Genomic DNA, 22999 nt, shown 5'->3' on the forward strand with positions numbered 1-22999 from the left:
CGCTACAGCAACCGGCGGCGGAAGCGCCACATCACCGCGGCGTTGGCGACGAGCACCACCGCGCAGATCGCCCCGGCCAGCCGCCCGACGAGCACTGTCATCGCCGGCAGCGAGGCCCACAGCACGATCGTCAACAGCATCATGTACCGGCCCCGGCGGCCCTTGATCCGGTTGTCCAACCGGGCGAAGAACCGCGGATCACTCTCCCGCAGTTGGCGGGTGATCTGTTCGAACCTGCGCTGATCCTCTTGGCTGAGCATGGCGGTGCCTTCCCCTCACGGCTTCAGCGGTTCGGCGGCATACCCGGATCGGAGGCCGGTCACGCGCCGTCGCTGCTGCTGTTTCGCCGGACCGGACAGGCGCGGACGCACACACGCGCAGACCTCAGCGCACACTTATCCGTACCTTAAGTTTCGGTGAGGTGGTGAACGCGCCCGGCGGCGTCGCCGGGGTGCGAAACCTCGCATCCGGGCCGTGCCCGCCCGGGTCGGCCCTGCTCCGGAGGCCGCCGCGGCCCCGCCGTCGCGACGGACCCTCGCCGACGGGTATGAGCACCGTCTTAAGTGCGCTCACGAGCGCGATCGGCGCGCCTTGAGCGGCCGGGACGGCATGGTTACTTTCCCGTAGGCAAACTCTCCGGCAACCGTCGCCGCCCCTGCGCCACCCGACCCCCCGGGTGGCAGGCGTGCCGGCGCTCGAAGAAAACGGGATAGGTACATGGCCGACCTGAACGTGCCACCGCGTCGACCCCGGGACGACCGCGGCTGGGACGGATACCAGCACCCCCATCCGGACGGGTACCGCGACCCGCACGCCGCGCCGTACGCCGGCGGTCACCCCGCCCCGGGCCCGCAGTGGGTCGGGCCGAACGGCTTCGCCCCCGCCGCGCCGGCCCTCGGCGGCTACCCCCAGCCCGGCGGCTACGCCCAGCCCGTTGGCGGGTACGGCCCGCCGCCCGGCGGCGGACTGCCCGACCTGGACGACGACGGCGACGAGGCCCCGAAGCGTGGCCGCCGCCGGGCGCTCGCCACCCTCGGCGGCGCCGTGGTGGTCGCCGGTGGCGCCGCCCTGGCCATGTCCCCGCAGGTGCGCGGCCTGTTCAGCGACGCGCCGGCCGGTGACGCCACCGGCACGGTCACCACCGACGGCAACGCGGCCCGGCCCAGCGGGCAGCAGCCCAGCACGGTACGGACCTACACCGAGCAGAACGAGAGCTACATGGGCTCCCGGGCCGGTGAGGCGCTCAAGCGCAACGCGCCGTCCGGTGGCCGGCTCTACGGCAGCCCGGCCGAGGCCGCCGCGGCGACCAAGGTGACGGTGAAGACGGTCCTCGCCAAGGACCCGATCCGGCACCTGTTGAGCCGGACCACCTTCGGTCCGACGCCGAAGATGATGGCCGACATCAAGCGGCTCGGCATCGACGACTGGCTGCGCCAGCAGCTCGAACCGGAGAAGATCGCCCCGACGAAGGCCGAGCTGAAGCTGGCCGAGCTGCAGTCGCTGAAGCTCAGCCCGACGCAGCTGCGCGACCAGCGCGAGCAGCTCAACGAGAAGGGCGTCGACCCGGCCCGGGAGACGGTGGACGCCACCATCGCCCGGCAGATCTGGTCCGACCGGCAGCTGTTCGAGGTGATGGTCGACTTCTGGAACGACTTCCTGCACGTCGCCGCCGACTTCGACGGCGGGGAGAACTACCGCAACGCGTTCGACCGGGACGTCATCCGCAAGCACGCGCTCGGCAGCTACCCGGAGATGCTCGTCGCCGCGAACAAGCACCCGGCGCTGCTGCTCTACCTGAACCAGGTCGACTCGCGTAAGGACGCGGTCAACGAGAACCTGGCCCGGGAGAACCTGGAGCTGTACTCGGTCGGCGTCGACGGCGGCTACACCGAGAAGGACGTCCGCCAGGCCGCGTTGCTCCAGACCGGACGCGGCGTCGCCGACGGCAAGTACAAGTTCTTCGCCGAGCGGCACTACCTCGGCAAGGTGAAGATCCTCGGGTTCAGCCACGCCAACAACTCCGACGACCCGGTGGCCGCCGACAAGGTCATCGACTCGTACATCCGCTACATCGCGATGCACCCGTCGACCGCGCGGTACGTGGCACAGAACCTCGCCACCCGGTTCGTCTCCGACACCCCGCCGAAGTCCGTGGTGGACCGGCTGGCCAAGGCGTACACCACCAACAAGGGGCAGATCCGCCCGGTGCTGGCGACGCTGTTCAGCTCCTCGGAGTTCTGGGCCGCGATCGGCCAGAAGGTACGCCGTCCGATGGAGTACCTGGTCGCCACGTACCGGGCGCTCGGCGTCTCGCCGGACGCGGCCCCCGGCTTCTCCGGCGACAACCGGCGCACCCCGTACGCGCAGGGGCTGCGGCAGATCCAGGACAAGATGCGCGAACTCGGCCAGTACCCGATGGGCAAGCCCACCCCGGACGGCTACGCCGACGTCTACCTGGCCTGGACCTCGGCCGGCACCATGATCGACGGCTGGAACGAGGCGGGCGACCTGATCGCCGGCTACCGCAAGCAGTTCACCTTCGTCAAGCCGGAGAAGCTGGTGGCGAAGCCGCCGGCCACCGCCGGGGCGTACGTGGACGCGCTGGCCCAGCGGCTGGTGCAGCAGAAGCTCAGCGCCAAGGAGAAGAAGCTGGTGCTCGCCGTGGCCGGTGTGTCCGAGAGCGCCAAGGTCGACGCCACCTTCAACGGGGCCATCGCCGCTGTCGCGCGGACGATCCTCGCGTCCCCCCAGCACCACCTCCGGTGAGGCATTCGATGGAGATGACCGTGAACCCGTACCCCCTGCACCCCGAATGCCCCGACCTGCGGCGGCTGGCCGACAACCCGGCCGAGGCGCTGCTGCGCGCGGAGGCGGACATCGTCGCGGCCGAGAACGCGGCCGAGGCCGACCGGTACCGCCGGCTGGAGGAGGTCGAGGAGGCGCAGCAGGACGGCCGGGGCGTCACCCGGCGTACCTTCGTGGCCGGCGCCGCCGCGACCGCGACCGCGCTCGCGACCGCGCAGTTCGTCACCACGTCGGCGTCGTTCGCCGCGACCAAGACCGGCACGCTGATCCACGTCTTCCTCTACGGCGGGCTGGACGGGCTGAGCCTGGTCGCACCGGCGAACGACCCGGTGCTCGCCAAGGCCCGCCCCGACCTGCTGCTCGGTGAGGACTCGCTGGCGCTGGCCCGCGGCTTCAAGCTCACCAGCGCGTTCGCGCCGCTGGAGAAGTGGCTCAAGGCCGGTCAGCTCGGCTTCGTGCCGGCCGTGTCCGACCCGCGGCTGTCCCGCAGCCACTTCCAGGCCGCCGACGCCTGCAACCTGGGCGGCCTGCCCGGTGAGACCGGCGGCCGGGGCTGGCTGGACAGCCTGGTCGACTCGCTCGGCAAGGGCACCGCGTTCCGCAGCGTCGGCATCGGCAGCACACTGCCCCGCTCGCTCGTCGGCGTGAACGGCGCGATCTCCCTCAACAGCGTCGGCGACCTGCGGCTCAACGGCGACGACAAGTACCGCGCGGCCACCGAGAAGGCGATCCGCGGCCTGTTCACCGGCATCAACCACCCGGTCGAGGAGGCGGTCATCGAGGGCATGGGCGCGCTCGCCACCGCCCAGAAGCTCGCCGCCAAGCCGTACGCCGCCGCCGAGGGCGTCGAGTACCAGGGCGTCGGGAACGCGTTCAAGCAGCTCGCCCAGCTCATCAAGGGCGGCGCGAACGTGCGGGTGGCCACCGTCGGCATGGGCGGCTACGACACCCACGAGAACCAGGGCACCCGCGAGGGCGGACAGCTCTGGCGGCGGCTCAACGAACTCGCCAACGCCATGGCCGCGTTCTTCACCGACCTGGGCGACCGGTCGGCGGACGTGACCATCATGGTGTCCAGCGAGTTCGGCCGCCGGGTCGGCTCCAACGGCGGCGGCACCGACCACGGGCACGGCGGCGTGGTCACCGTGCTGTCCGGCCGCAAGCTCGCGAACTCGCTGCTCGGCACCTGGAACGGACTGGACAAGCTGGACAGCGGCGACGTGCCGGAATACAACAACATGTTCAACGTCTACGGATCCGTCGCGCAGGGCCGCTTCGGCCTGACCACCGCCCAGGTGGACAAGGTCTTCCCCCGGCAGAAGTTCACCCCGGTCAAGATCTACGCGTGACGTACCAGGACACCCGCGCCGCCGGCCGCCGTACCGGGCATCCCGCCCCGTACGGCGGCCGTCCGGCTGCCCCCGTACCCCCGGGTCGTCCGCGCCGCGGACCCGGCGGCCGGCGTGCCCTCGCCGCCGTCTTCTGGCTGGGCCTGGTCGCGGCGGTCCTGCCGTGGTGGCTGGACACCCCGGCCGGATCGCTCACGGACACCGCCGACCTGCTCACCGCGGGCGGCCGGATCACCGGGCTGATCGCCGGCTACCTGCTGCTGGTGCAGGTGCTGATGATGAGCCGGCTCGGCGTGCTGGAACGCGCGCTCGGCGGCGAACGGATCTCCCGGCTGCACCGGGACCTCGGCGCGACGCTGCTCGTGACGGTGCTCGCGCACATGTCGCTGCTGGTGGTCGGCTACTCCCGCCAGGAACGCAAGACGGTGCTCGGCGAGGTCGGCGCGCTGCTGACCGACTACGAGGACATGGTCTCCGCGTTCGTCGCCGCGGGCATCCTGGTCGCTGTCGCGTTCACCGCGGTACGGGCCGTGCGCCGCCGTCTGCCGTACGAGCTGTGGCACCTGCTGCACGCCGCCAGCTACCTCACGCTGCTGCTCGGGTACGCGCACCAGTTCAGCAACGGCGCGCAGCTCTACGAGCCCGGCCCGGTGCGTACCGGCTGGATCGCCGCGTACCTGCTGGTCGTGGCCGCGCTGGTGTGGGGCCGGGTGCTCGCGCCGCTGGCGTTCAACCTGCGGCACCGGCTGCGCGTCGCCGACGTGGTGGCGGAGAGCCCGGACACCGTCTCGGTCTACCTGACCGGGCAGCGGCTCAACCAGATCGACCTGCTCGGCGGGCAGTTCTTCCGCTGGCGCTTCCTCAACCCCGGCTGCTGGTGGCAGTCGCACCCGTTCTCCGTCTCCGCCGCCGCCAACGACCGCTGGCTGCGGATCACCGTGAAGGTGGTCGGCGGGTACACCGCCGAGCTGCGCGACCTCACGCCCGGCACCCGGGTCTGGGCGCAGGGCCCCTCCGGCACGTTCACCGCCGCGCACCGCACCCGGGAACGGGCGCTGCTCATCGCCGGGGGCAGCGGCATCGCGCCGCTGCGGGCGATGCTGGAGGAACTGCCGCCCGGCGCGGCGCTGATCTACCGGGCGCGTACCCCCGCCGACGTCCTGCTGCACCAGGAGCTGGACTGGCTCGCGCAGGCCCGGCAGACCTCCGTCTGGTACGTCGTCGGACGCCGCGACGATCCCGGCCCCCGCCAGGTGATGAACCCCGAGGGCCTGCGCCGGCTCGTGCCCGACCTGACCCGCCGCGACGTCTACCTGTGTGGCCCCGGCGGCCTCGTCGACGAGGCGGTCGCCGCGCTGCGGGCGGCCGGCGTGCCCCGCCGCCAGATCCACCTGACCGCGTTCGAGCTGTAGGAGAGGCACCGCCCATGCGTCGCGCGCTGCTCGCGATCACCGGCCTGGCCGCCGGCACCACCGCGCTGGTGGTGCTCAAGGGTGCGCCGGGCGCCGGGCAGGCCACGCCGGACGTACCGGCCGCGCTGGCCCCGGTCGTGCCCGGCGGTTCGGCCGCGCCCGAGCCACCGTCGCCCACCGGCTCCGCGCCCGGCGGCGTCACCCCGTCGCCGCGCGCCTCGTCGAAGCCCACCCCGAAGCCGTCCGCCGACCGCAGCGCGGCCAGCCGCGGCGGCACCCGCACCCGCACCACACCGGCCGCGCCGCGGACCACCACCAGCGCGCCGAAGGTCACCACCCGCACGGTGACCGGGCCGTCGGTCACCTACGAGTACGGCTCGCTCCAGGTCCGGATCACGCTCAGCGGCAGCCGGATCGTCGACGCCACAGGGATCGGACTGCCGCTGGGCGGGCAGTCCGGGCAGCGCAGCGACGACGTGCAGGCCCGCTACAGCGGCACCTCCGGTGAGGTGGTGGCCCGGCAGAGCGCCAACCTGAGCACCGTGTCCGGGGCCACCTACACCAGCACCGCGTACAAGCAGTCGTTGCAGGCCGCGCTGGACAAGGCGTGACCGTCCCGGCTCACGCCGGTGCCGGTGCCGGTGCCGTCGTCGTCGGTCCCGGTCCGTCCGCCCGGCCCGGCCTGCGCCGGGTCGAACAGATCATGGGTACGGCGATCAGCCTCGACCTGGCCGACGACCTGCCCTCGGAGACCCTGCACGAGCTGGCCGAGGACACGTTCGGCTGGCTGCGCGAGGTGGACGCGCGGTTCAGCACGTACCGGGACGACAGCGAGGTGTGCCGGCTGGACCGGGGCGAGCTGCGGGCCGCCGACGCCTCCGCCGACCTGCGGGCCGTGCTGGCCGCCTGCGCCGACCTGTGGACCGCCACCGACGGGTTCTTCGACGCGTACGCGACGGGCCGGCTCGACCCGTCCGGCTACGTGAAGGGCTGGGCGGCGCAGGTCGCCTCGGACCGGCTGGTGGCCGCGGGCGCACCGAACCACTGCGTGAACGCGGGCGGCGACGTGCGGGTACGCGGCCACGACGCGGCCGGGGAGCCGTGGCGGATCGGGGTGCGTCATCCCTGGGACGCGGCGGCGACCTGCCTGGTGCTGACCGGCACCGACATCGCGGTCGCCACCTCGGGCGTGTACGAGCGCGGCCACCACGTGCTGGACCCGCGCCGGGGCGTACCGGCGACCGGTCTGCGTTCGGTGACGGTGGTGGGCCCGGACCTGGGCGTGGCGGACGCGTACGCGACGGCCGCGGTGGCGATGGGCGAACCCGGCCTGGCGTGGCTGGACCGCCTACCGTCCCCGTGGCAGCACGCCGTGGTGACGGAGGAAGCCCACCTGCACCACTCCCGCACCCTCCCGCCTTCCTGACCCGCCCCTCGCCCCCCTCGCCCTCCGCCCCGCCTCTTGCCCCGTCGATCATGAAGTTGGCGGCACCGCCGCCCGGCGTGTCGCACCGCCAACTTCATGATCAACAGCGGGGGACGGGCGGGGTGGGGAGGGCGGGGAGGGGAGAGGCGGGGTCAGCGGAGGGGGCGGTGGAGGATGGCGGGGCGGGAACCCGTGGGGCGGGGGCGGCCGGGGCGGACGCCCAGGGGGCGGGTGAAGGCCCACGGGTGCACGCGGCGGCGGGGCCGCGCCGGCTCGGTACCGCCGGTGTGGCGGGCAGCGTCGTCCCTGGACATGGTCAAACCCCCGCTCTGGCGCACACGCGCCTTCGCCAGGGTCAACGAGTCCGGTGCCGGGGAGGTCGCTGTCGGCCACCCGTCCGGGTAACCGGACCCGCCTTGACCAGGGAGGACGCCCGGCGTCGGGCACGCGCTACGCCGGCACCACCGGCCGGGTGTCGGGAGGTCAGCGGCCCCGGCGGGGCAGCGGGAGATGGCCGGGGAACAGGTCGGCGCCGAGCGTCACCCCGGCCGCCCGTAACGCGGCGATCAGCGCGTTCTGCACCAGGTAGGAGTCGGGTAGCTGCCAGCGGGCCTGCTCCGGTGCGACCACCCAGCGCACCGTGCCCTCGGGCAGCCGGGTCGGCGGGGCCGGGATCCACGAGCCGGGTCCGTGGCGTACCACGTGGAAGCAGTGCTCCAGCTCGGGTCGCAGCGGGTCGCCGGGGCGGACCAGGAACATCCAGCGGCCGGTCGGGGTGACCAGCGCCGGCCCGCGTACGCCGAAACCGGCCGGATGGGTGGCGACCGCGTCCAGGACCTGCCGGCCCAGGTGGGCGGCGACCTCCAGGACGTCGAAGGCGCGGCCGGTGGGCAGCAGGATGCCGTGCGGGCGGCTGCGCCACCAGGTGGCCACCCGGGCCGGGTCGGCGCTGGCGGCGTGTTCCCAGTCCTCCAGCGCCGGGTGGCAGCCCACCGTGGGACAGCCGGCCCGGCCGCAGACGAACCGGCTGTTGGCCAGGCAGGCGCCGGGGGTGACCGGCCAGCCGTGCAGCGCGTACCGCATCGCGATCCGGCGCAGCCGGACCCGTTCCAGCGGCGACAGGTGAGCGACGCGCGGTCCGACGTTCCTCCACATGTCTGTCGTCCCCCTCTGGTCCCGCCGGACCGTCCACAAGCGGACCGCCCACGAGCAGACCGTCCGCAAGCCGGACCGTCCACAGACCGAAACCGTCCACAAGCCACACGTCGAAAGCCGTCACTGCCGTAACCCACGCTCGTTTAGGTGACTAACGGTCGGTGCAACTTGCACGAAAACTACGAGAACTGGCTGGACGGTGGACGCACAACCTGTGCGATCGGCGCGAGCCTGAGGGACGTGGGGGGACCGGCCGGCGCCGTGAGGGGGAGGGAGCGGGAATGGACGAACTGCCCATAGGCCGGCGGGTGGCGTACTGGCGGAGTCGCCGCAAGATGTCGCAGCAGGTCTTCGCCGACCGGCTCGGCAAGTCGAAGAGCTGGGTGGACAAGGTGGAGCGCGGCGTCCGCCGGCTGGACAAGTTCTCCGTGCTCTACGAGATCGCCGACATCCTCCAGATCGACGTGCAGTTGCTGCACGGCAAGGACCCGGAACGGCGTACCGACGCGCTCAACTGCATCGACCAGGTCGAGGTCGAGGAGATCCGCACCGCCCTGGAGCGGTACGACTCGATGAGCGCCTACTTCGACGCGGCGCCCTACCCCCCGCCGCTGGCCGACATGCGCAAGGCCGTGAACCACGCCTGGCTCACCTACCAGTACGGCCGGTACGGCATGCTCACCCGCGCGCTGCCCAAGCTGCTGCGCGACGCCCAGGCGGCGGACGCCGGCTACGCCGCCGACGACCAGGTACGCGAGGCCGCCCACCTGCTCGGGCAGGTCTACCAGATCGCCTCCTCCGTGCTGCGCAAGCTCGGCGAGTGCGACCTCGCCTGGCTCGCCGCCGACCGGTCGATGGCGGTGGCCCAGCGGGCCGACGACCCGCTGCTGGCCGGCATCGCCACCACCAGGGTGTGCAACGCGCTCGTCGCGATGGGCCGCCCCCGCCCGGCGCTGGAGCTGAACGTCCGCATCGCGGGCCGGCTCGCGCCCGGCGGCGACAACGACGTCAAGCCGGAACGGCTCTCCGTGTACGGCATGCTGCTGCTCCAGGGCGCGATGGCCGCCGCCCGGATCGGCGACTCGGCGACCGTTGACGACCTGCTCGCCGGCGCCGACGAGGCGGCCAAGCTGCTCGGCGGCGACCACAACCACTACTGGACCTCGTTCGGCCCGACCAACCTGGAGTTGCACCGCGCGGCGGCGGCGGTCGAGCTGGGCGACGGCGGCCGGGCGGTGGAGACCCACATGCGGCTGGCCGAGCCCGCGTTCAACGCGCTGCTGCCGGAGCGGCGCGCGCACCACCTGCTCGACCTGGCCCGGGGCTACTCCCAGATCGGTGACGTCGCCAACGCCGGGGACATGCTGCTGCGCGGCGACCGGCTCGCGCCCTCCGAGATCCGGTGCCGGCCGATAGCGCACGAACTGATGTCCGAGATTCTCCGTCGCACACGTGGTGCGCCGCCTCCGCCGATCGCGGAGTTGGCTGAGCACATGGGAGTCGGAGTATGAGCGGTCCGGAGACCGCCAACGGGCACCGGCGGGTGCTCTACGTCATCGCCTGCGGTTCGCCGCTGGCCCGTCACGTCGGCCGGCTGGTCGACCTCGCCCAGCGGGAGGGCTGGACGGTCTGCGTGGTCACCACGCCGGACGGCGCGAAGTTCGTCGACCGGACGGAGCTGGCCCGGCAGACGGGCCATCCGGTCCGTACGCACTACAAGAACCCGGGTGACCCGGACGTGCTGCCCCCGGCCGACGCCCTGCTGGTGTGCCCGGCCACCGTCAACACGATCAACAAGTGGGCGGTCGGCATCACCGACACCCTGGCGCTCGGCCTGCTGGTCGAGGCGCAGGGAATGGGGGTGCCGATCGCTGCCGTGCCGTACACGAACGAGGCGATGGCCGCGCACCCGGCGTTCCGGGCCAGCCTCGACCGGCTGGGGCAGTGGGGCGTCCGGGTGGTCTTCGGCGATCACGTCGTACGCCTGCACCCGCCCGGCACGGGGGAGCGGCGCGCGGACGCCTTCCCCTGGGACGCCGGCCTGGCCGCCCTGCGCGGCGCGGACCGGCCGGTCGCCCCGGTCGGCTGACCCGCGATGGCCACGGCCCCCGGCGGACGCCGGGGGCCGCGCCCGGCGGCGGTCGGCGTGTACCGGCCCGGACGCCGGTAAGCTGGCCGCCCGTGAGCACAACCGTCGCCGACGTCGTGGCCGCCCTGGACCGTCGCTACCCGCCGGCCTGGGCCGAGGAGTGGGACCGCGTCGGCCTGGTGCTGGGCGAGCCCGGCCACCCGGTGCGCCGGGTCGCCTGCGTGGTGGACGTGGTCCCGGAGACCGTGGACGAGGCGCTCGACGCCGGCGCGGACATGATCGTCGCGCACCATCCGCTGCTGTTGCGCGGCGTCTCCTCGGTGGCCGCCACCACGTACAAGGGCCGGATCGTGCACCGGTTGATCAAGGCGGACGTCGCGCTGCACGTGGCGCACACCAACGCCGACGTGGCCGACCCGGGGGTGTCCGACGCGCTCGCCGCCCGGTTCGGGCTGACCGGGCTGCGCCCGCTGCACCCGCCCCGCCCCGGCTCGCCCGCCGCCGGGCCCGGCCGGGGCATCGGCCGCATCGGTGAGCTGCCCACCCCGATGACGCTCGCCGAGCTGACCCGGCTGGCCGCCGCCGTGCTCCCGGTCACCGCCTGGGGAGTTCGCGCCGCGGGGGATCCCGGGCGTATGGTTCGTACCCTCGCCGTCAGCGGCGGCTCGGGGGACGGCTTCCTCGCCGAGGCGACCGCGGCCGGGGTGGACGCGTTCCTCACCGCGGACCTGCGCCACCATCCGGCCGGGGAACACCTCGCCGCCGGCGGCCCGGCGCTGCTGGACGCCGCCCACTGGGCGACGGAGCGACCCTGGCTGGACGACCTGGCCGCCTACCTGGCCGCCGAGCTGGACGTCGAGACCGTGGTGTCCGACCTGGACACCGACCCGTGGACCGTGCACGCCGCCGCGCCCCGGCCGGACGACAAGGAGCCCCGACGTGAAGGCTGACCCGAAGGTGCAGCGCCGCCTGCTCGACCTCCAGGCGATCGACACCGCGCTGGCGCAGCTCGCGCACCGCCGCCGCAGCCTGCCGGAGCGCGCCGAGCTGGAGGCCCTGGCGCGCGAGCTGTCCGCGCTGGAGGACGAGCGGGTCCGCGCCCAGGTGGCAGTCGACGACCTGGACCGGGACATCGCCCGGATCGAGAAGGACGTCGACCAGGTGCGGGCGCGCAAGAGCAAGGACGAGGCCCGGCTGGCCTCGGGCAGCGGCCCGGCCCGGGAGCTGGAGGCGATCCAGCACGAGCTGGTCTCGCTGAACCGCCGGCAGAGCGACCTGGAGGACGCCGAGCTGGAGCTGATGGAGCAGCGGGAGACCGCGCAGGGCGTGCTCGACGGTGTCGAGAGCCGGATCGCCGAGGCCCGCGAGCGGCGCGCCGCGACCGAGCAGCGCCGCGACGAGACCCTGGCGGAGATCACCAGGGAGGAGGAGTTCAAGCGCACGGCCCGCCAGCCGCTCGCCGGTGACCTCCCGGCCGACCTGGTCGGCCTCTACGACAAGATCCGCGAGGACACCGGCATGGGCGCCGCGCTGCTCACCGGTGGCCGCTGCGGCGGCTGCCGGCTGGAGATGTCCGGCGCCGACCTGGCCCGCATCCGCAAGGCCGACCCGGACGACGTGGTCCGCTGCGAGGAGTGCCGGCGGATCATGGTCCGGACGAACGAGTCGGGACTGTAGCCGCCGTGGCGGTGCGCGCGGTCGTGATCGAGGCCGACGGCGGCTCCCGGGGCAACCCCGGCCCGGCCGGCTACGGTGCTGTGGTCCGGGATCCGGAGACCGGCGAGGTGCTGGCCGAACGGTCGGAGTCGATCGGTACGGCGACGAACAACGTGGCCGAGTACCGGGGCCTGATCGCCGGGCTGGAGGCCGCCGCCGAGCTGGGCGCGGCCGAGGTCGAGGCGCGGATGGACTCCAAGCTGGTGGTCGAGCAGATGTGCGGCCGCTGGCAGATCAAGCACCCCGGGCTGCGTCCGCTCGCCGCCCAGGCGGCCGGGCTGGTCAGCCGCTTCACCGCCGTACGGTTCACCTGGGTGCCCCGGGAGCGCAACCGCCACGCCGACGCCCTGGCCAACGCGGCGATGGACGCCGCCGCATCGGGTGCCGCCCCGGCGGGCGCCGGGAAGGCCGCGGCGCGGGAGGCGACGGTGGTCCGGGCCACCGGCACCGACCCGGCCACCACGCCCGCCTCCTGGGAGCCGCGCCCGACCGAGGAGGCCACCCGGCTGATCCTGGTGCGGCACGGCGAGACCGAACGCACCGTGCAGAAGCGCTACTCCGGCCGGGGCGACGTGCCGCTCACCGAGCGCGGCCGGGCCCAGGCCCGGGCCACCGCCGCCCGGGTGGCCGCGCTGGCGCCGTCCGTCGCCGCCGTGGTCAGTTCCCCGTTGTCCCGATGTACGGCCACCGCCGAGGCGGTCGCCGCGCAGGTCGGCAACCCGCCGGTACGCACCGACGACGACCTGATCGAGTGCGACTTCGGGGTCTGGGAGGGGCACACGTTCGCCGAGGTACGTGAGGGCTGGGCGGCCGAGCTGGACGCCTGGCTCGCCTCCACCCGGGTCGCGCCGCCGAAGGGCGAGTCGTTCGTGACAGTCGCCGAGCGGACCGGGCGGGCGGTCGACCGGCTGCGGTCGGCGTACCCGGGGGAGACGCTCGTGGTGGTCTCCCACGTCTCGCCGATCAAGCTGGTGCTGCGCGACGCGCTCGCCGCAGGCGACGCGTTCCTGCACCGGCTCTACCTGGACACGGCGGGCATCTCGGTGCTGGACCTGTACCCGGACGGCGGCGTCGCGGTCCGCTCGGTCAACGACACCTCGCACCTCACGGACGTCTGACGGCCGCTCGGCGCATGCCGGCGGCCGTTCGGCGCATCGGCATCCTCCGATCGGACGTGACCCCCGTCACAGGGTCGTAGCCTCCGGCCGTCACATGGCCCGCTACGAATGCCCGGAGGGGTGTCACATGGCCGCACCGGAACCGGAGGCGCTCGACACGGCGCGATCCAGGGCGAAGGACAAGAGTCCCTGGAACTGGTTGCTCTTCATCCCGATCGTGGTGCCGCTGATCCCGGCACTGTTCAACGCCGACTCGCCCCGGCTGTTCGGCTTCCCGCGCTTCTACTGGCTGCAACTGGCCTGGATCCTGCTCGGCGTCGGCACCACCACGCTGGTCTACCAGATGACCAAGAAGCGGGGTGGCCGGTGAGCGCGAGGAGTGAGCCGGGCCTGCGAGCCCCGCAGTCGCGAACGAAGGGGGCACAGTGATGTGGCGGGACCACCTCACCGAGATCATCGTCTTCACGCTGCTGTTCCTTCTGGTCAGCGCCATGGGTTTCGTGGCGGCCCGGTGGCGCAGACCGAGGGACATGGCCCACCTGGACGAGTGGGGACTGGGCGGTCGCAGCTTCGGCGGCTGGATCACCTGGTTCCTGGTCGGCGGTGACCTCTACACCGCGTACACGTTCGTGGCGGTGCCGGCGCTGATCTTCGGGGCCGGCGCGGCGGGCTTCTTCGCGGTGCCGTACACGATCGTCATCTACCCGCTGGTGTTCCTGGTGCTGTGCCGGCTCTGGTCGGTCTCGCACCGGCACGGGTTCGTCACCCCTGCCGACTTCGTGCGCAACCGGTTCGGCTCGCCGATCCTGGCGCTGCTGGTCGCGATCACCGGCATCGTCGCCACCATGCCGTACATCGCGCTGCAACTGGTCGGCATCGAGGCGGTGCTCAAGACCATGGGCGTCACCGGCGACAGCGCGCTGGCCCGGCACCTGCCGATCATCATCGCGTTCGCGATCCTGGCCGCGTACACCTACCAGTCCGGGCTGCGCGCCCCGGCGCTGATCGCGTTCGTCAAGGACTCGCTGATCTACATCGTGATCCTGGTCGCGGTGATCTGGCTGCCGTACAAGCTCGGCGGCTGGGGCGCCATCTTCGACGCCGCCGACGCGAAGTTCCAGGCGTCACCAGCGCCCGGCGACGGCATCCTGCTGAACCAGAACAACCAGATCCAGTACGTGACGCTGGCGTTCGGCTCGGCACTGGCACTGTTCCTCTACCCGCACAGCATCACCGGCGTGCTGGCCAGCCGGAACCGCGACGTGATCAAGCGGAACATGTCCGCGCTGCCCGCGTACAGCCTGCTGCTGGGGTTGATCGCGCTGCTCGGTTACATGGCCATCGCGGCGAACGTGAAGCCGCTGCCCGGTGCGAAGGAGGGCACGACCGACGGCAACACTGTGGTGCCGCTGCTGTTCGACCAGCAGTTCCCGGACTGGTTCGCCGGGGTCGCGTACGCGGCCATCGGCATCGGCGCGCTGGTGCCGGCGGCGATCATGTCGATCGCGGCGGCGAACCTGTTCACCCGCAACATCTACAAGGAGTACCTGAAGCGGGACGCCACCCCGGCGCAGGAGGCGAACGTCTCGAAGATCACCTCGCTGGTGGTGAAGGTCGGCGCGGTGGCCTGCATCGTCTTCCTCGACCCGCAGTTCTCCATCGACCTCCAGCTCATCGGCGGCGTGATCATCCTCCAGACGCTGCCGGCGGTGGCGCTGGGCCTCTACACCCGCTGGTTCCACAGGGGCGCGCTGATCGCCGGCTGGGCGGCCGGCATGGGCCTGGGCATGTGGATGCTCTACCAGATCGGCAACCCGGCGACCGGGAAGAAGCACTTCGCCGGGTCGGCGTTCCCGCTGGAGAAGTTCGGCTTCGACACGCCGAAGACCATCTACGTGGGCATCGTGGCGGTGCTGGTGAACCTGGTGGTGGCCGCGTTGCTCACGCTGGTGCTGCGCGCCGCGAAGGTGGCCGACGGGCCGGACGGCACCGCGCCCGACGACTACTTCGCCGACGAGGGCGACCCGCGCGTCACGCCCGGCGCCGACCGCGACGCGGACTCCGCGCGCGAGCCGGTGGCGTAGGGGAGGCGGGCCCCCGTCCGCCGGGCGGGGGCCCGCAACGCGCCTCAGCGGCGGCGGTTGCGCGCGTCGAGCGCCTCGTTGAGGCGGTGCAACATGTCCGCCAGCGTCTCCCGGTCCGCCTCGGGCCAGGCGGCGAGGATGTCGCCGTACAGCCGGGTGCGGGCCGCCCGGACGGCGGCCATCCGCTGGAGCCCGGCCGCCGTCGCGGAGATCACCGTGCCGCGCCCGTCGGCCGGGTCGGGGGTACGGGAGATCAGCCCGTCGCGCTGGAGCGCGGAGACCTGCCGGGTGACAGTGGAGCCGTCCAGGTTCAGCCGTGCGGCCAGCGCCGAGACGTTCTGCGGGCCGGCGGCGTCGAGGTGCCGCAGGATCACGTACGCGGCGCGGTCGAGCAGCCGGTGCTCCATCGTGCCGGTGCCCCGGCGGGTGGCCTCGCCCAGGCGCATCAGCAGCGCGACCTCCGTTTCGATCCGGCCCAGGGTGACCTCGGCGGCGTGGACGTCCTCGCTCATAGCTGTATGATACAAGAAAAATACCTGTACGATACAGCTATATGGGAGGTTGCGGAGTGGATCGCCGATCCGAGCCCAACCGCAGTGCCATCTACGCCACCACGCTCGTGGCGTTCCTCGCCATCGCCGGCATCGCCGTGGTCGACCCGATCCTGCCCGCCATCGGCGAGGCCATCGGCGTCACCGCCTGGCAGGTCGAGCTGCTCTTCACCGCGTACATCGCGGTCATGGCCGTCGGCATGATCCCGGCGACGCTCGCCAGCGGGCGGTTCGGGTTCAAGCCGGTGCTCGTCACCGGCGTCTCCGTCGTCGGCCTGGCCGCGATCGGAGCCTCGTTCAGCAACGACATCGTGCAGCTCTCCGTGCTGCGCGGCGTCTGGGGCCTGGGCAACGCGATGTTCTTCGCCACCGCCATGGTGGTCCTGGTCAACCTGGCCCACGACCGCGAGTGGGTGGTCGGCCTGTTCGAGACCGCGCTCGGGCTCGGCTTCGCCGTCGGCCCGCTGATCGGCGGCCTGCTCGGCGAGGTGAGCTGGCGGCTGCCGTTCTTCGTCTGCGGCGTGTTCATGGTGCTGGCGCTCGGCGTCGCCGCGCGCAAGCTGCGCGAACCCGCCCACAAGCAACCACCGGTACGTCTCGGCCAGATCTTTGCCACCTACCGCAAGCCCGCGTTCGTGACGCTGTGCGTGGTCACCGCCGCATACAACTTCGTCTTCTTCGTCGTGCTCGGCTACACGCCGCTGTTCCTGCGCCTCGACGTCATCCCGCTGGGCCTGGCGTTCACCGGCTGGGGCCTCGGCCTGGCCGCCGGCATCCTGCTGATCGGGCACCGGCTCGCCCACCGCATCGGCGCGGTGCAGACCGTCGGCGTCGCGCTGCTCGGCCTGCTGGTCTGCATGGTCCTGTTCGCCACCTCCACCGGCACCGCCATGTCGCTCGTCGTCCTGGTCGTGGCCGGCCTGTTCATGGGCCTGGCGAACGCCAACCTGACCGACCTGGCGCTCGGGCTCGGCTCCGCCGACCGGCGCGTCGCCACCGGCGCGTTCAACCTGGTCCGCTGGGGCGCCGCCGCGCCCGCGCCGATCATCTCCGGCAAGCTCGCCGAGCACAGCCTGGCGCTGCCGTTCTGGGTCGGCTTCGGGGTGCTCGCCGCCGGTGTGCTCGCCTACCTCGCGTTCGGTCACCTGATGGCGGCCGGCTACGGCGAACGGGTCATCTGGAACCGGGCTGCCCGCCGCGCCGAACACGCACCGGAGGAGCCGGTGGGGGAGGCGTACTGATCAGCCCTGGCTCTGGCCCTGGCCTGTCGGCGTCAGGTCAGCGCCCGCCACAGCAGGTAGAAGCCGATGGCGGTGCCGAACACCACGATCACCGTCTTCAGCACCACCTGCGGAAGCCGGCGGGCCAGCCGCGCGCCCGCGTACCCGCCGAACAGGGTGGCCGGCGCGACCACCGCGACGGCCGCCCAGTTCACCGGGCCGAACAGGGCGAACACCACCAGCGTGGTCAGGCCCACCACTGCGGAGAGCAGGTTCTTCACCGCCGACACCCGGGCCAGCGTCGCGTCCAGCACCAGCGCCAGCCCGGCCACGAGCATCACCCCGAGGGCCGCACCGAAGTAGCCGCCGTACACCGTGCCGACCGCGACCATGGCCTGCACCGTGACGGTACGGCGGCGCGCGCCCAACCGCTCCGGATGACCGACCAGGCGGCGCAGCGGCCCCTGGAACGCCAGTACGGCGGTCGCGCCCAGCACGAGGAACGGCACCACCAGCTCGAACGCCCGAGCCGGGGTGGCCAGCAGCAGCGCGCACCCGGCGATCGTGCCGAGCACGGCCGTGGGCAGCAGCGACCACAGCTCCCGCCCGCGCGGCAGGTCCACCCGGCTGCCCGCCACGCTCGCCACGTACCCCGGGAAGACCGACACCGAGTTCGAGACGTTCGCCGCCACCGGCGGCAGGCCGGTGGCGATCATCGCCGGGAAGGTGATCAGCGAGCCGCCACCGGCCACCGCGTTCACAGTGCCCGCGGCGAGACCGGCGGCGATCAGGAGCGCGGCGTCGGAGAGATCCATGGTCCCCCGAGGCTAGTCGGTCCGGGTTCCCGGCCGGGTAGTGGCCGGGCGGGCAGGTGGGTGGGCTGGTCGGTTCCGCCAGCTCGGGGAAGTGGCTGTATCGAGGGCCGGTCGATGCCTCCACCTCCCCGAAGTGGCGGGCGAGCCCCGGTGGCCGGGGTGGAAATGGGCGCGGCGGGTGCGTCGTTAGGATGAGGGCGCGACGGACGAGTCGACCGGGCGGTCGCGTCGACGGGCTCCGGCCCGTCGCCGAGGAACGTCCGGACTCCACAGGGCAGGGTGGTTGCTAACGGCAACCCGGGGTGACCCGCGGGACAGTGCCACAGAAAACAGACCGCCGACCCGTAACGGGACGGTAAGGGTGAAACGGTGGGGTAAGAGCCCACCAGCACCCCGGGTGACCGGGGTGGCTCGGTAAACCCCACCCGGAGCAAGGCCAAGAAAGGGCCGTCACCGCAAGATGACGACCCGCGCAGACGCTTGAGGGCTGCCCGCCCGATGTCTGCGGGTAGGCCGCTGGAGCCTGCCGGCAACGGCAGGCCGAGATGGATGGCCGCCGCCGGTGCGCCTGCGGGCGCATCGGTCACAGAATCCGGCGTACAGGTCGACTCGTCCGTCGCCCACCAGCTCAGAGACCTGATCAAGGCTCTGAGCTGGTCGTGTATCTGGTGCCTTTGGTTGACCTTGGTCATCGTTGGGTGGTGTTTGACGGCCTGACCACGGCCTGAGACGGCCTGGAGACGGCCTGAGTGCTGGGTTAGTTGACCTCGTCCTGGGTCCGGTCGCTGTGTCGTCGCGGCCATCTCTCGGTCGACCGGCACTCGATGGTTCCGGGAGTCGAGCCGGCGGCTGCGGGGGAGGGCCGGGCACGTCCTGGCGGTGGAGATGGTGCCGCAACCCGGCGACCCGGTGGCAAGCCAGTCCCGGGGTTGGACTGGCGCGGCAGCCGGAAGCCCCGACGCACGACCAGGCCGACCCGCTGGCTTCCGTAGCGGCCTCGGTGATCCCATTCCAGGATGAGGTGGGATGAGTGCGTGTCGGAGCTGTTGGAGCATCTGGGGGAGATGGGCCTGGTCGGGCTGGTCAAGGTTGACGGGGAGCGGGAGCGCAAGCCCTGGACGTAGGTGATCTCGGGACAACGGCTCGATGGAGCGTCGATCAGGGTCGACGGCCACAGCCTCGGCTACTGCCTGGAGCATGCCGTTGCCGCGCTTTACGAGCGCTTACCGGACGAACTCGCGCTGAGCTGAGATCCCACCGTGGGGCGGTGTCCCGGCGGCTGTCGGCGGCTCACCGCCCCGGCGCCGTAGGCGGCCGGGGCGGCTTGCCGCCGGCCGGGCTTGCCGCCCCGCACCGCGCGGAGCGCGGTGCCTTGATACAGAAAAGAAGAAATCGGCAACAGCACGGCTGGTTGCCAAGCCATTAGCCCTCCGGACGGAACTATGCCGTGGCGTGTGAGCCGGATCGCCGAACGCTCAGAGTAAGCAGCTCTTACGTGTCGCCCGTACTGCCAGAATCCGGATCGGACAGCCATGACGAGGGGATAAGCGCATCCTCCTCACCTACCCCCCGCCATCGCTGAGTAACCGCTTTTTGGAACCACTCTTCATCCAGGTCTGCGTGGTCCATGATGAAGACTTGCAATTCGGGTGCCAGATCCTCTACCAAACGCAGCACGATCTCTAGAATCCGCCCTAGTGATTCGCGATCGTCGTCGCGCAGTTCCGTATCATCAGGTGCAACGTCTGGGGGAAAATACACCTGTGAGGGCTGATCTAGAATCAGAAAGCGTGGGACGGGCCGGCTCTGTTCGACGAACCACTGATGCAGGGCTGCAAAGAGGCAGACGTGATATCCAAGCCAGTTCTCACCACTACCGATTTGCGCCAAGGTGATGGGGCCGTCAGAAGTGTCTGATACTAGCGTAAGCCGCCGTACGTCAAGACGAAGGGGGTTGGAAGAGTGCTCAAGTCCGATAGATCTCGCTTTGGCCTCTAGCGACTGGCTGACTCGCGAAAGGATGCTCTCAAGCCGGTCTTGCATGTTCGATGCATCAAGGTCGTCTTCGAGCCGCGCAATCTCTTCTATAAGGCCTGCCCGACGGCCGCCAGGCACTTCCGGCAGGGCAACGAAAGCCTGGCTATCTAAATAGAGTCCGATCCTGCCTTGGACCACCGCAGCTCTCACCGCGTCATCTCGGGCTGCCGCCAGTTGGCGCCGGGATGCTGATATTTCATCTAGCTGCTCTTGGTTGGTCCGCAGTTGCTCGCGGAGTGACTGTAGCTCATCCTGATAGCGGCGTTCTAAGATCGAGAGCTCGGGCTCCGCAGCTTGAACAGCTACAATTTCACTATTGATGCGGGTTAGAGTTTGCCGCAACTCATCAGCACCAGCCACCGGTCGGCTAAGTGGGGAGTCACACAAGGGGCAGATTCGTGCTTCTTCGTCCTGCGATACGTTGAGCAACCCGATCGATTGCAGCCGTGCCCGCTGCTCAGAGATTTCTGCGGAATACTCTCTGCGTTCAAGCTGAGCTTGCCGAAGACTAAAGATTTCTGATCGAAGCCAGCTGAAGCGTGCACGCAAGCGTTCTCTGTCAGCGGCCAGCTCGTCATACGTATCGGTGTCTCGCTGATCGCCCTGAGGTTCCCGCGGGTCATCGACGACGCTGCGAAGAAGCGAAACCACTTCCTCTTGAGCTGTGATGCTTGGTTGATCGTCTATAAGCCCGACTTGGATAGCCTCGCGAAGTAGCGCACGCGCCTGGCCGGAGGCCATTTGGATAGCATTACGCTCGTCCAACTTCCGGTCTATGGAACGCAACTCGCGGCGAAGCTCGTTCAGCCGGTTTCGCTTGTAGACGAACTCGTGGTCCTGCGCCCCGAGAAAGTATGGTAGCGAGTCACGGATCGCTTGGGGTCGGAACTCATCCGCTTGAGAGTGGAAAAGAACATTCCGGCTAGCAATTTCATCCTGGGCTTGGAAAACGAAAAATAGGGCGTGGCGGATAGTTGCTGCGAGCGGGTCCCTGGTTCCCGTCACCGGAACATTTAGGTTTTCCTCGATGCCGCTAAACCTATTCAGAAAGTCGCGCGCACCGCTAATCGTGGAGTTGAAGTCTAAGGAGTCGTAATCTGGGGCACCTGCGGGCAGTTGGCCGAAGCTCACATGAAACCGACCGGACGTGGATCTGCCAGGCTCCGGTGCCGGGCGGACTAGCAAGGCCTCTCCATCGCGGCCTACTAGACGCAGACCGTATCCTCGAACCACCTGCCTAATGATTCCAGCTGGCACAGTGAAAGAGTTGCTGGCCAGGCAGTAGTCGATGATATTGATGATGGAACTTTTGCCCCGCTGGGACCGGCCAGTGATGATGTTGATCGCCCCTGTCTCGAATCCAATCTCCCGCACACGCTGGTTAACTCCGAAGAGATAGATGGCGGAGATTTGAAAAGTCACGGCCGAACTCCAAGCAGGGCGAAAATGGATGAGGGGCGTCCACTGCGAGAAAGCCATCTCCCGAAAAAGACAGCCCCCCGTTGGCACGAAAGAAAGTCAGGCGTGTCGCCTCGGATCGTCTTGCTCAGTCTCTGACCAAGCATGATGCTTGCAGGACTCGTCCAGCGGCAAACATCGTTCACAAGAGCGAAGATAAGGCCATCTTTCACGAGCGGGGTAAGTCCAAGTGCGGCCCGCGGGAAAAATGCGTTGATGTCGGGATTCTGTTGAACCCAATCAACGAAACTGGTGCGGATGGTTTTCGGCGCCAATAGTCGAGTCGGACTGTGTAAGGCCATCGTTACTGCGAGCGATGAGAGGTGTGCAGGGGCGCCTTCTTCCCCGTGACCCTCTTGTTGCCAGCCCTGAACTACACGTGCGTAAAGCAATGCGATGAATGCCGGATTAAAGAGAGCCTCCTCTTCGAAGGTCGTGTAGGAAATCCCGAATTCGTTAGGTTGGGTATCGCTCGTCATTATTCTGTGGCCGCCCTTCGGGCAACCTCAATCAGTTGCTCGAAGTCGGGATGCCATCCAACGTGCTTTTGGTCCGCTAGGTGATGCAGCGTTCCTCTTGCGACGAAGGGCTCGTTGCATCCCAGTCGGACGGCCGGATGCATTCCGGTCTCTACCCATGCGTACAATGCCCTAGCAGCCGAGATCTTCTCTTCGTCGCTGCATGCGTCGCCAAGGTCATCTAACATGCGGAGGAAATGAATTTCCCATTCCCCGTGCATTCGGCGGTCATATGCATTAAGTTCTCCGACCACCATGGCCTGATCTCGGACCCACCGCGAGCGTTGTGTCGAGGCTCGTAAGTATTCCCGGATAGCTAATGCTATCCGGCGCGAATGGATTCTTGCCAGCTCTAACTGCCGCACGAAGACGCGGTCTTCGAAGTCGGTCACCTCTGCGTCGAGGTCAAGGATGTCAGGATCAATGTGTAATTGGTCGGGACGAAATCCATCTCGCAGTCGGTTGTAGAATTCGTCAAAGTCTGCACCTAAGATCATCGTCCCGGGTCGGCCAAGGACATCCAGGCAGCGCTCGAACCACCAGCCGTGGAGCCGTTCAGTGAAGCCTTTAACGTGGTTGCGCCGCACGACCAACGCGGCAGTCTCTTCAATTTTCTTCTTAATGTCGAAGATGTTAGGAGAATCTGGGACGACCTCGATTAGGCCACATAATGTGAGTCCTTCTTCGGGTGTAAGTAGAGTAAAGTCGCTATAAGCTTTGAGGTTGGTTTCATTTCGCGATTTCTCGGCCGTCGCCCGAAGGAGTGAAAGCGCACGCTGCGTATCACGGGAATGTCCGGATAGAAGGAAGCTGGCTGCTGAGCCGTCGGCTACCTCGGCGGTTGTGACGAGGAAGAGGCGTGTTGTTGCAGGATCGAATGCTCCCGCTCTTATTCCTTTAGACCAGATGCGGAGCGTCTTCCAGAGGTCGACGCTCGCGTCGGTAAGTCTCGTTCCAGGAGCCCGTTGCTTCAATTGAGTCAGATCACGGCCGGAGGCAACCAACTCCTCTACATCGTCTGCCGACTCAATAGCAACCTGCCAATCCGGGCCTTCCTTGAAGAGTTCGAGGGCACGAGCTAGGGAGTAGCAGAACTGATACGCATACCCAAGTGCGGAAGCAGTGGCCTCGAATGGGTTGGCTGTCACGCCTGCTCCCTGTAACTGTGTGCGCCAGGCTTCAGCTCTAGCGGTCCCTGAGGAGATGTACCAGCACACTAGGCATCTGTTTGGCGTGTGGCAAGACC

At 69.9% G+C, this 22999-nt stretch carries 20 protein-coding genes and 1 other RNA gene; 14 read left to right on the forward strand and 7 right to left on the reverse strand.

Annotation, left to right across the window (positions count from 1 at the left end):
• Positions 1-2: 2 nt before the first annotated feature.
• Positions 3-260 carry a DUF3040 domain-containing protein gene (locus V6U82_RS14760; protein ID WP_128139332.1) on the reverse strand — a complete coding sequence of 86 codons (258 nt, stop codon included), beginning with the start codon at positions 258-260 and terminating at the stop codon, positions 3-5.
• Positions 261-717: 457 nt separating this feature from the next.
• Here V6U82_RS14760 and V6U82_RS14765 point away from each other — a divergent pair, with 457 nt between their 5' ends.
• The 5 genes from V6U82_RS14765 (at position 718) to V6U82_RS14785 (ending at position 6992) form a co-directional block, all read left to right on the forward strand.
• A complete protein-coding gene (locus tag V6U82_RS14765) occupies positions 718-2766 on the forward strand; it encodes a DUF1800 domain-containing protein (RefSeq protein ID WP_334461543.1) in 2049 nt (682 codons plus the stop codon).
• 14 nt (positions 2767-2780) lie between these two features.
• The gene (locus tag V6U82_RS14770) at positions 2781-4154 is read left to right on the forward strand and encodes a DUF1501 domain-containing protein (RefSeq protein ID WP_258545431.1); all 1374 of its coding nucleotides are present in this window, start codon (positions 2781-2783) and stop codon (positions 4152-4154) included.
• Positions 4151-5566: a ferredoxin reductase family protein gene (locus V6U82_RS14775; protein ID WP_334461545.1), complete on the forward strand. Its 1416-nt coding sequence runs from the start codon at positions 4151-4153 to the stop codon at positions 5564-5566. Before V6U82_RS14770 ends, V6U82_RS14775 begins: the two co-directional genes overlap by 4 nt.
• 14 nt (positions 5567-5580) lie before the next feature.
• Complete coding sequence (locus V6U82_RS14780) at positions 5581-6177, forward strand: FMN-binding protein (protein WP_120568670.1); 597 nt, start codon at positions 5581-5583, stop codon at positions 6175-6177.
• Between the two features lie 92 nt (positions 6178-6269).
• Positions 6270-6992, forward strand: a complete 723-nt coding sequence (locus V6U82_RS14785; protein WP_334461826.1) for an FAD:protein FMN transferase — start codon at positions 6270-6272, stop codon at positions 6990-6992.
• Positions 6993-7475: 483 nt separating this feature from the next.
• Here the strand turns inward: V6U82_RS14785 and V6U82_RS14790 are convergent, their stop codons facing one another.
• A complete protein-coding gene (locus V6U82_RS14790; protein WP_334461547.1) occupies positions 7476-8147 on the reverse strand; it encodes a bifunctional DNA primase/polymerase in 672 nt (223 codons plus the stop codon).
• A 281-nt stretch (positions 8148-8428) separates the two neighbouring features.
• Between V6U82_RS14790 and V6U82_RS14795 the strand changes: the two genes are divergently transcribed.
• The 7 genes from V6U82_RS14795 to mctP all read left to right on the forward strand — a co-directional run bounded on the left by V6U82_RS14795 (position 8429) and on the right by mctP (position 15154).
• Entirely contained in the window at positions 8429-9658 is a 1230-nt protein-coding gene (locus V6U82_RS14795; protein WP_128138453.1) for a helix-turn-helix domain-containing protein, read from the forward strand.
• Positions 9655-10236 (forward strand): flavoprotein, encoded by a 582-nt coding sequence (locus V6U82_RS14800; RefSeq protein ID WP_334461549.1) that lies wholly within the window; start codon positions 9655-9657, stop codon positions 10234-10236. Before V6U82_RS14795 ends, V6U82_RS14800 begins: the two co-directional genes overlap by 4 nt.
• Positions 10237-10328: 92 nt before the next feature.
• Positions 10329-11186 (forward strand): Nif3-like dinuclear metal center hexameric protein, encoded by an 858-nt coding sequence (locus V6U82_RS14805; RefSeq protein ID WP_334461551.1) that lies wholly within the window; start codon positions 10329-10331, stop codon positions 11184-11186.
• The gene (locus V6U82_RS14810) at positions 11176-11913 is read left to right on the forward strand and encodes a zinc ribbon domain-containing protein (protein ID WP_128138452.1); all 738 of its coding nucleotides are present in this window, start codon (positions 11176-11178) and stop codon (positions 11911-11913) included. Before V6U82_RS14805 ends, V6U82_RS14810 begins: the two co-directional genes overlap by 11 nt.
• A gap of 5 nt (positions 11914-11918) precedes the next feature.
• Positions 11919-13070 carry a bifunctional RNase H/acid phosphatase gene (locus tag V6U82_RS14815; RefSeq protein ID WP_334461556.1) on the forward strand — a complete coding sequence of 384 codons (1152 nt, stop codon included), beginning with the start codon at positions 11919-11921 and terminating at the stop codon, positions 13068-13070.
• 127 nt (positions 13071-13197) lie between these two features.
• Positions 13198-13440, forward strand: coding sequence for a DUF3311 domain-containing protein (locus V6U82_RS14820; protein WP_334461558.1), 243 nt, complete (start codon positions 13198-13200; stop codon positions 13438-13440).
• Between the two features lie 58 nt (positions 13441-13498).
• Positions 13499-15154: a monocarboxylate uptake permease MctP gene (mctP, locus tag V6U82_RS14825; protein ID WP_334461560.1), complete on the forward strand. Its 1656-nt coding sequence runs from the start codon at positions 13499-13501 to the stop codon at positions 15152-15154.
• A gap of 44 nt (positions 15155-15198) precedes the next feature.
• On the opposite strand, the gene V6U82_RS14830 is transcribed toward mctP, so the two are convergent.
• Complete coding sequence (locus tag V6U82_RS14830) at positions 15199-15666, reverse strand: MarR family winged helix-turn-helix transcriptional regulator (RefSeq protein WP_121683530.1); 468 nt, start codon at positions 15664-15666, stop codon at positions 15199-15201.
• A 56-nt stretch (positions 15667-15722) separates the two neighbouring features.
• Between V6U82_RS14830 and V6U82_RS14835 the strand changes: the two genes are divergently transcribed.
• Complete coding sequence (locus V6U82_RS14835; protein WP_334461564.1) at positions 15723-16946, forward strand: MFS transporter; 1224 nt, start codon at positions 15723-15725, stop codon at positions 16944-16946.
• Between the two features lie 32 nt (positions 16947-16978).
• On the opposite strand, the gene V6U82_RS14840 is transcribed toward V6U82_RS14835, so the two are convergent.
• The gene (locus V6U82_RS14840) at positions 16979-17740 is read right to left on the reverse strand and encodes a sulfite exporter TauE/SafE family protein (protein ID WP_334461566.1); all 762 of its coding nucleotides are present in this window, start codon (positions 17738-17740) and stop codon (positions 16979-16981) included.
• Between the two features lie 207 nt (positions 17741-17947).
• Between V6U82_RS14840 and rnpB the strand changes: the two genes are divergently transcribed.
• An RNA gene (rnpB, locus tag V6U82_RS14845) (RNase P RNA component class A) lies at positions 17948-18356 on the forward strand.
• Between the two features lie 875 nt (positions 18357-19231).
• On the opposite strand, the gene V6U82_RS14850 is transcribed toward rnpB, so the two are convergent.
• Genes V6U82_RS14850 through V6U82_RS14855 form a run of 3 tightly spaced genes read right to left on the reverse strand, consistent with a single transcriptional unit; the run spans position 19232 to position 22901 of the window.
• Complete coding sequence (locus V6U82_RS14850; RefSeq protein WP_334461569.1) at positions 19232-21199, reverse strand: DUF3732 domain-containing protein; 1968 nt, start codon at positions 21197-21199, stop codon at positions 19232-19234.
• On the reverse strand, positions 21196-21714 hold the full coding sequence (locus tag V6U82_RS31555; protein ID WP_357147969.1) for a three component ABC system middle component: 519 nt from the start codon (positions 21712-21714) through the stop codon (positions 21196-21198). The genes V6U82_RS14850 and V6U82_RS31555 overlap by 4 nt, the downstream gene beginning before the upstream one ends.
• The gene (locus V6U82_RS14855; protein ID WP_334461571.1) at positions 21714-22901 is read right to left on the reverse strand and encodes an ABC-three component system protein; all 1188 of its coding nucleotides are present in this window, start codon (positions 22899-22901) and stop codon (positions 21714-21716) included. Before V6U82_RS14855 ends, V6U82_RS31555 begins: the two co-directional genes overlap by 1 nt.
• Positions 22902-22999: the final 98 nt, after the last annotated feature.

The sequence above is a fragment of the Micromonospora sp. CPCC 205554 genome, from assembly GCF_036902745.1.
GTDB classification, from domain to species: domain Bacteria; phylum Actinomycetota; class Actinomycetes; order Mycobacteriales; family Micromonosporaceae; genus Micromonospora; species Micromonospora tulbaghiae.

Coding starts and splice junctions, on each gene's coding strand:
- V6U82_RS14760 (WP_128139332.1), bottom strand. CDS start 260: ATGCTCAGCCAAGAGGATCAGCGCAGGTTCGAACAGATCACCCGCCAA.
- V6U82_RS14765 (WP_334461543.1), top strand. CDS start 718: ATGGCCGACCTGAACGTGCCACCGCGTCGACCCCGGGACGACCGCGGC.
- V6U82_RS14770 (WP_258545431.1), top strand. CDS start 2,781: ATGACCGTGAACCCGTACCCCCTGCACCCCGAATGCCCCGACCTGCGG.
- V6U82_RS14780 (WP_120568670.1), top strand. CDS start 5,581: ATGCGTCGCGCGCTGCTCGCGATCACCGGCCTGGCCGCCGGCACCACC.
- V6U82_RS14785 (WP_334461826.1), top strand. CDS start 6,270: ATGGGTACGGCGATCAGCCTCGACCTGGCCGACGACCTGCCCTCGGAG.
- V6U82_RS14790 (WP_334461547.1), bottom strand. CDS start 8,147: ATGTGGAGGAACGTCGGACCGCGCGTCGCTCACCTGTCGCCGCTGGAA.
- V6U82_RS14795 (WP_128138453.1), top strand. CDS start 8,429: ATGGACGAACTGCCCATAGGCCGGCGGGTGGCGTACTGGCGGAGTCGC.
- V6U82_RS14800 (WP_334461549.1), top strand. CDS start 9,655: ATGAGCGGTCCGGAGACCGCCAACGGGCACCGGCGGGTGCTCTACGTC.
- V6U82_RS14820 (WP_334461558.1), top strand. CDS start 13,198: ATGGCCGCACCGGAACCGGAGGCGCTCGACACGGCGCGATCCAGGGCG.
- mctP (WP_334461560.1), top strand. CDS start 13,499: ATGTGGCGGGACCACCTCACCGAGATCATCGTCTTCACGCTGCTGTTC.
- V6U82_RS14830 (WP_121683530.1), bottom strand. CDS start 15,666: ATGAGCGAGGACGTCCACGCCGCCGAGGTCACCCTGGGCCGGATCGAA.
- V6U82_RS14840 (WP_334461566.1), bottom strand. CDS start 17,740: ATGGATCTCTCCGACGCCGCGCTCCTGATCGCCGCCGGTCTCGCCGCG.
- V6U82_RS31555 (WP_357147969.1), bottom strand. CDS start 21,714: ATGACGAGCGATACCCAACCTAACGAATTCGGGATTTCCTACACGACC.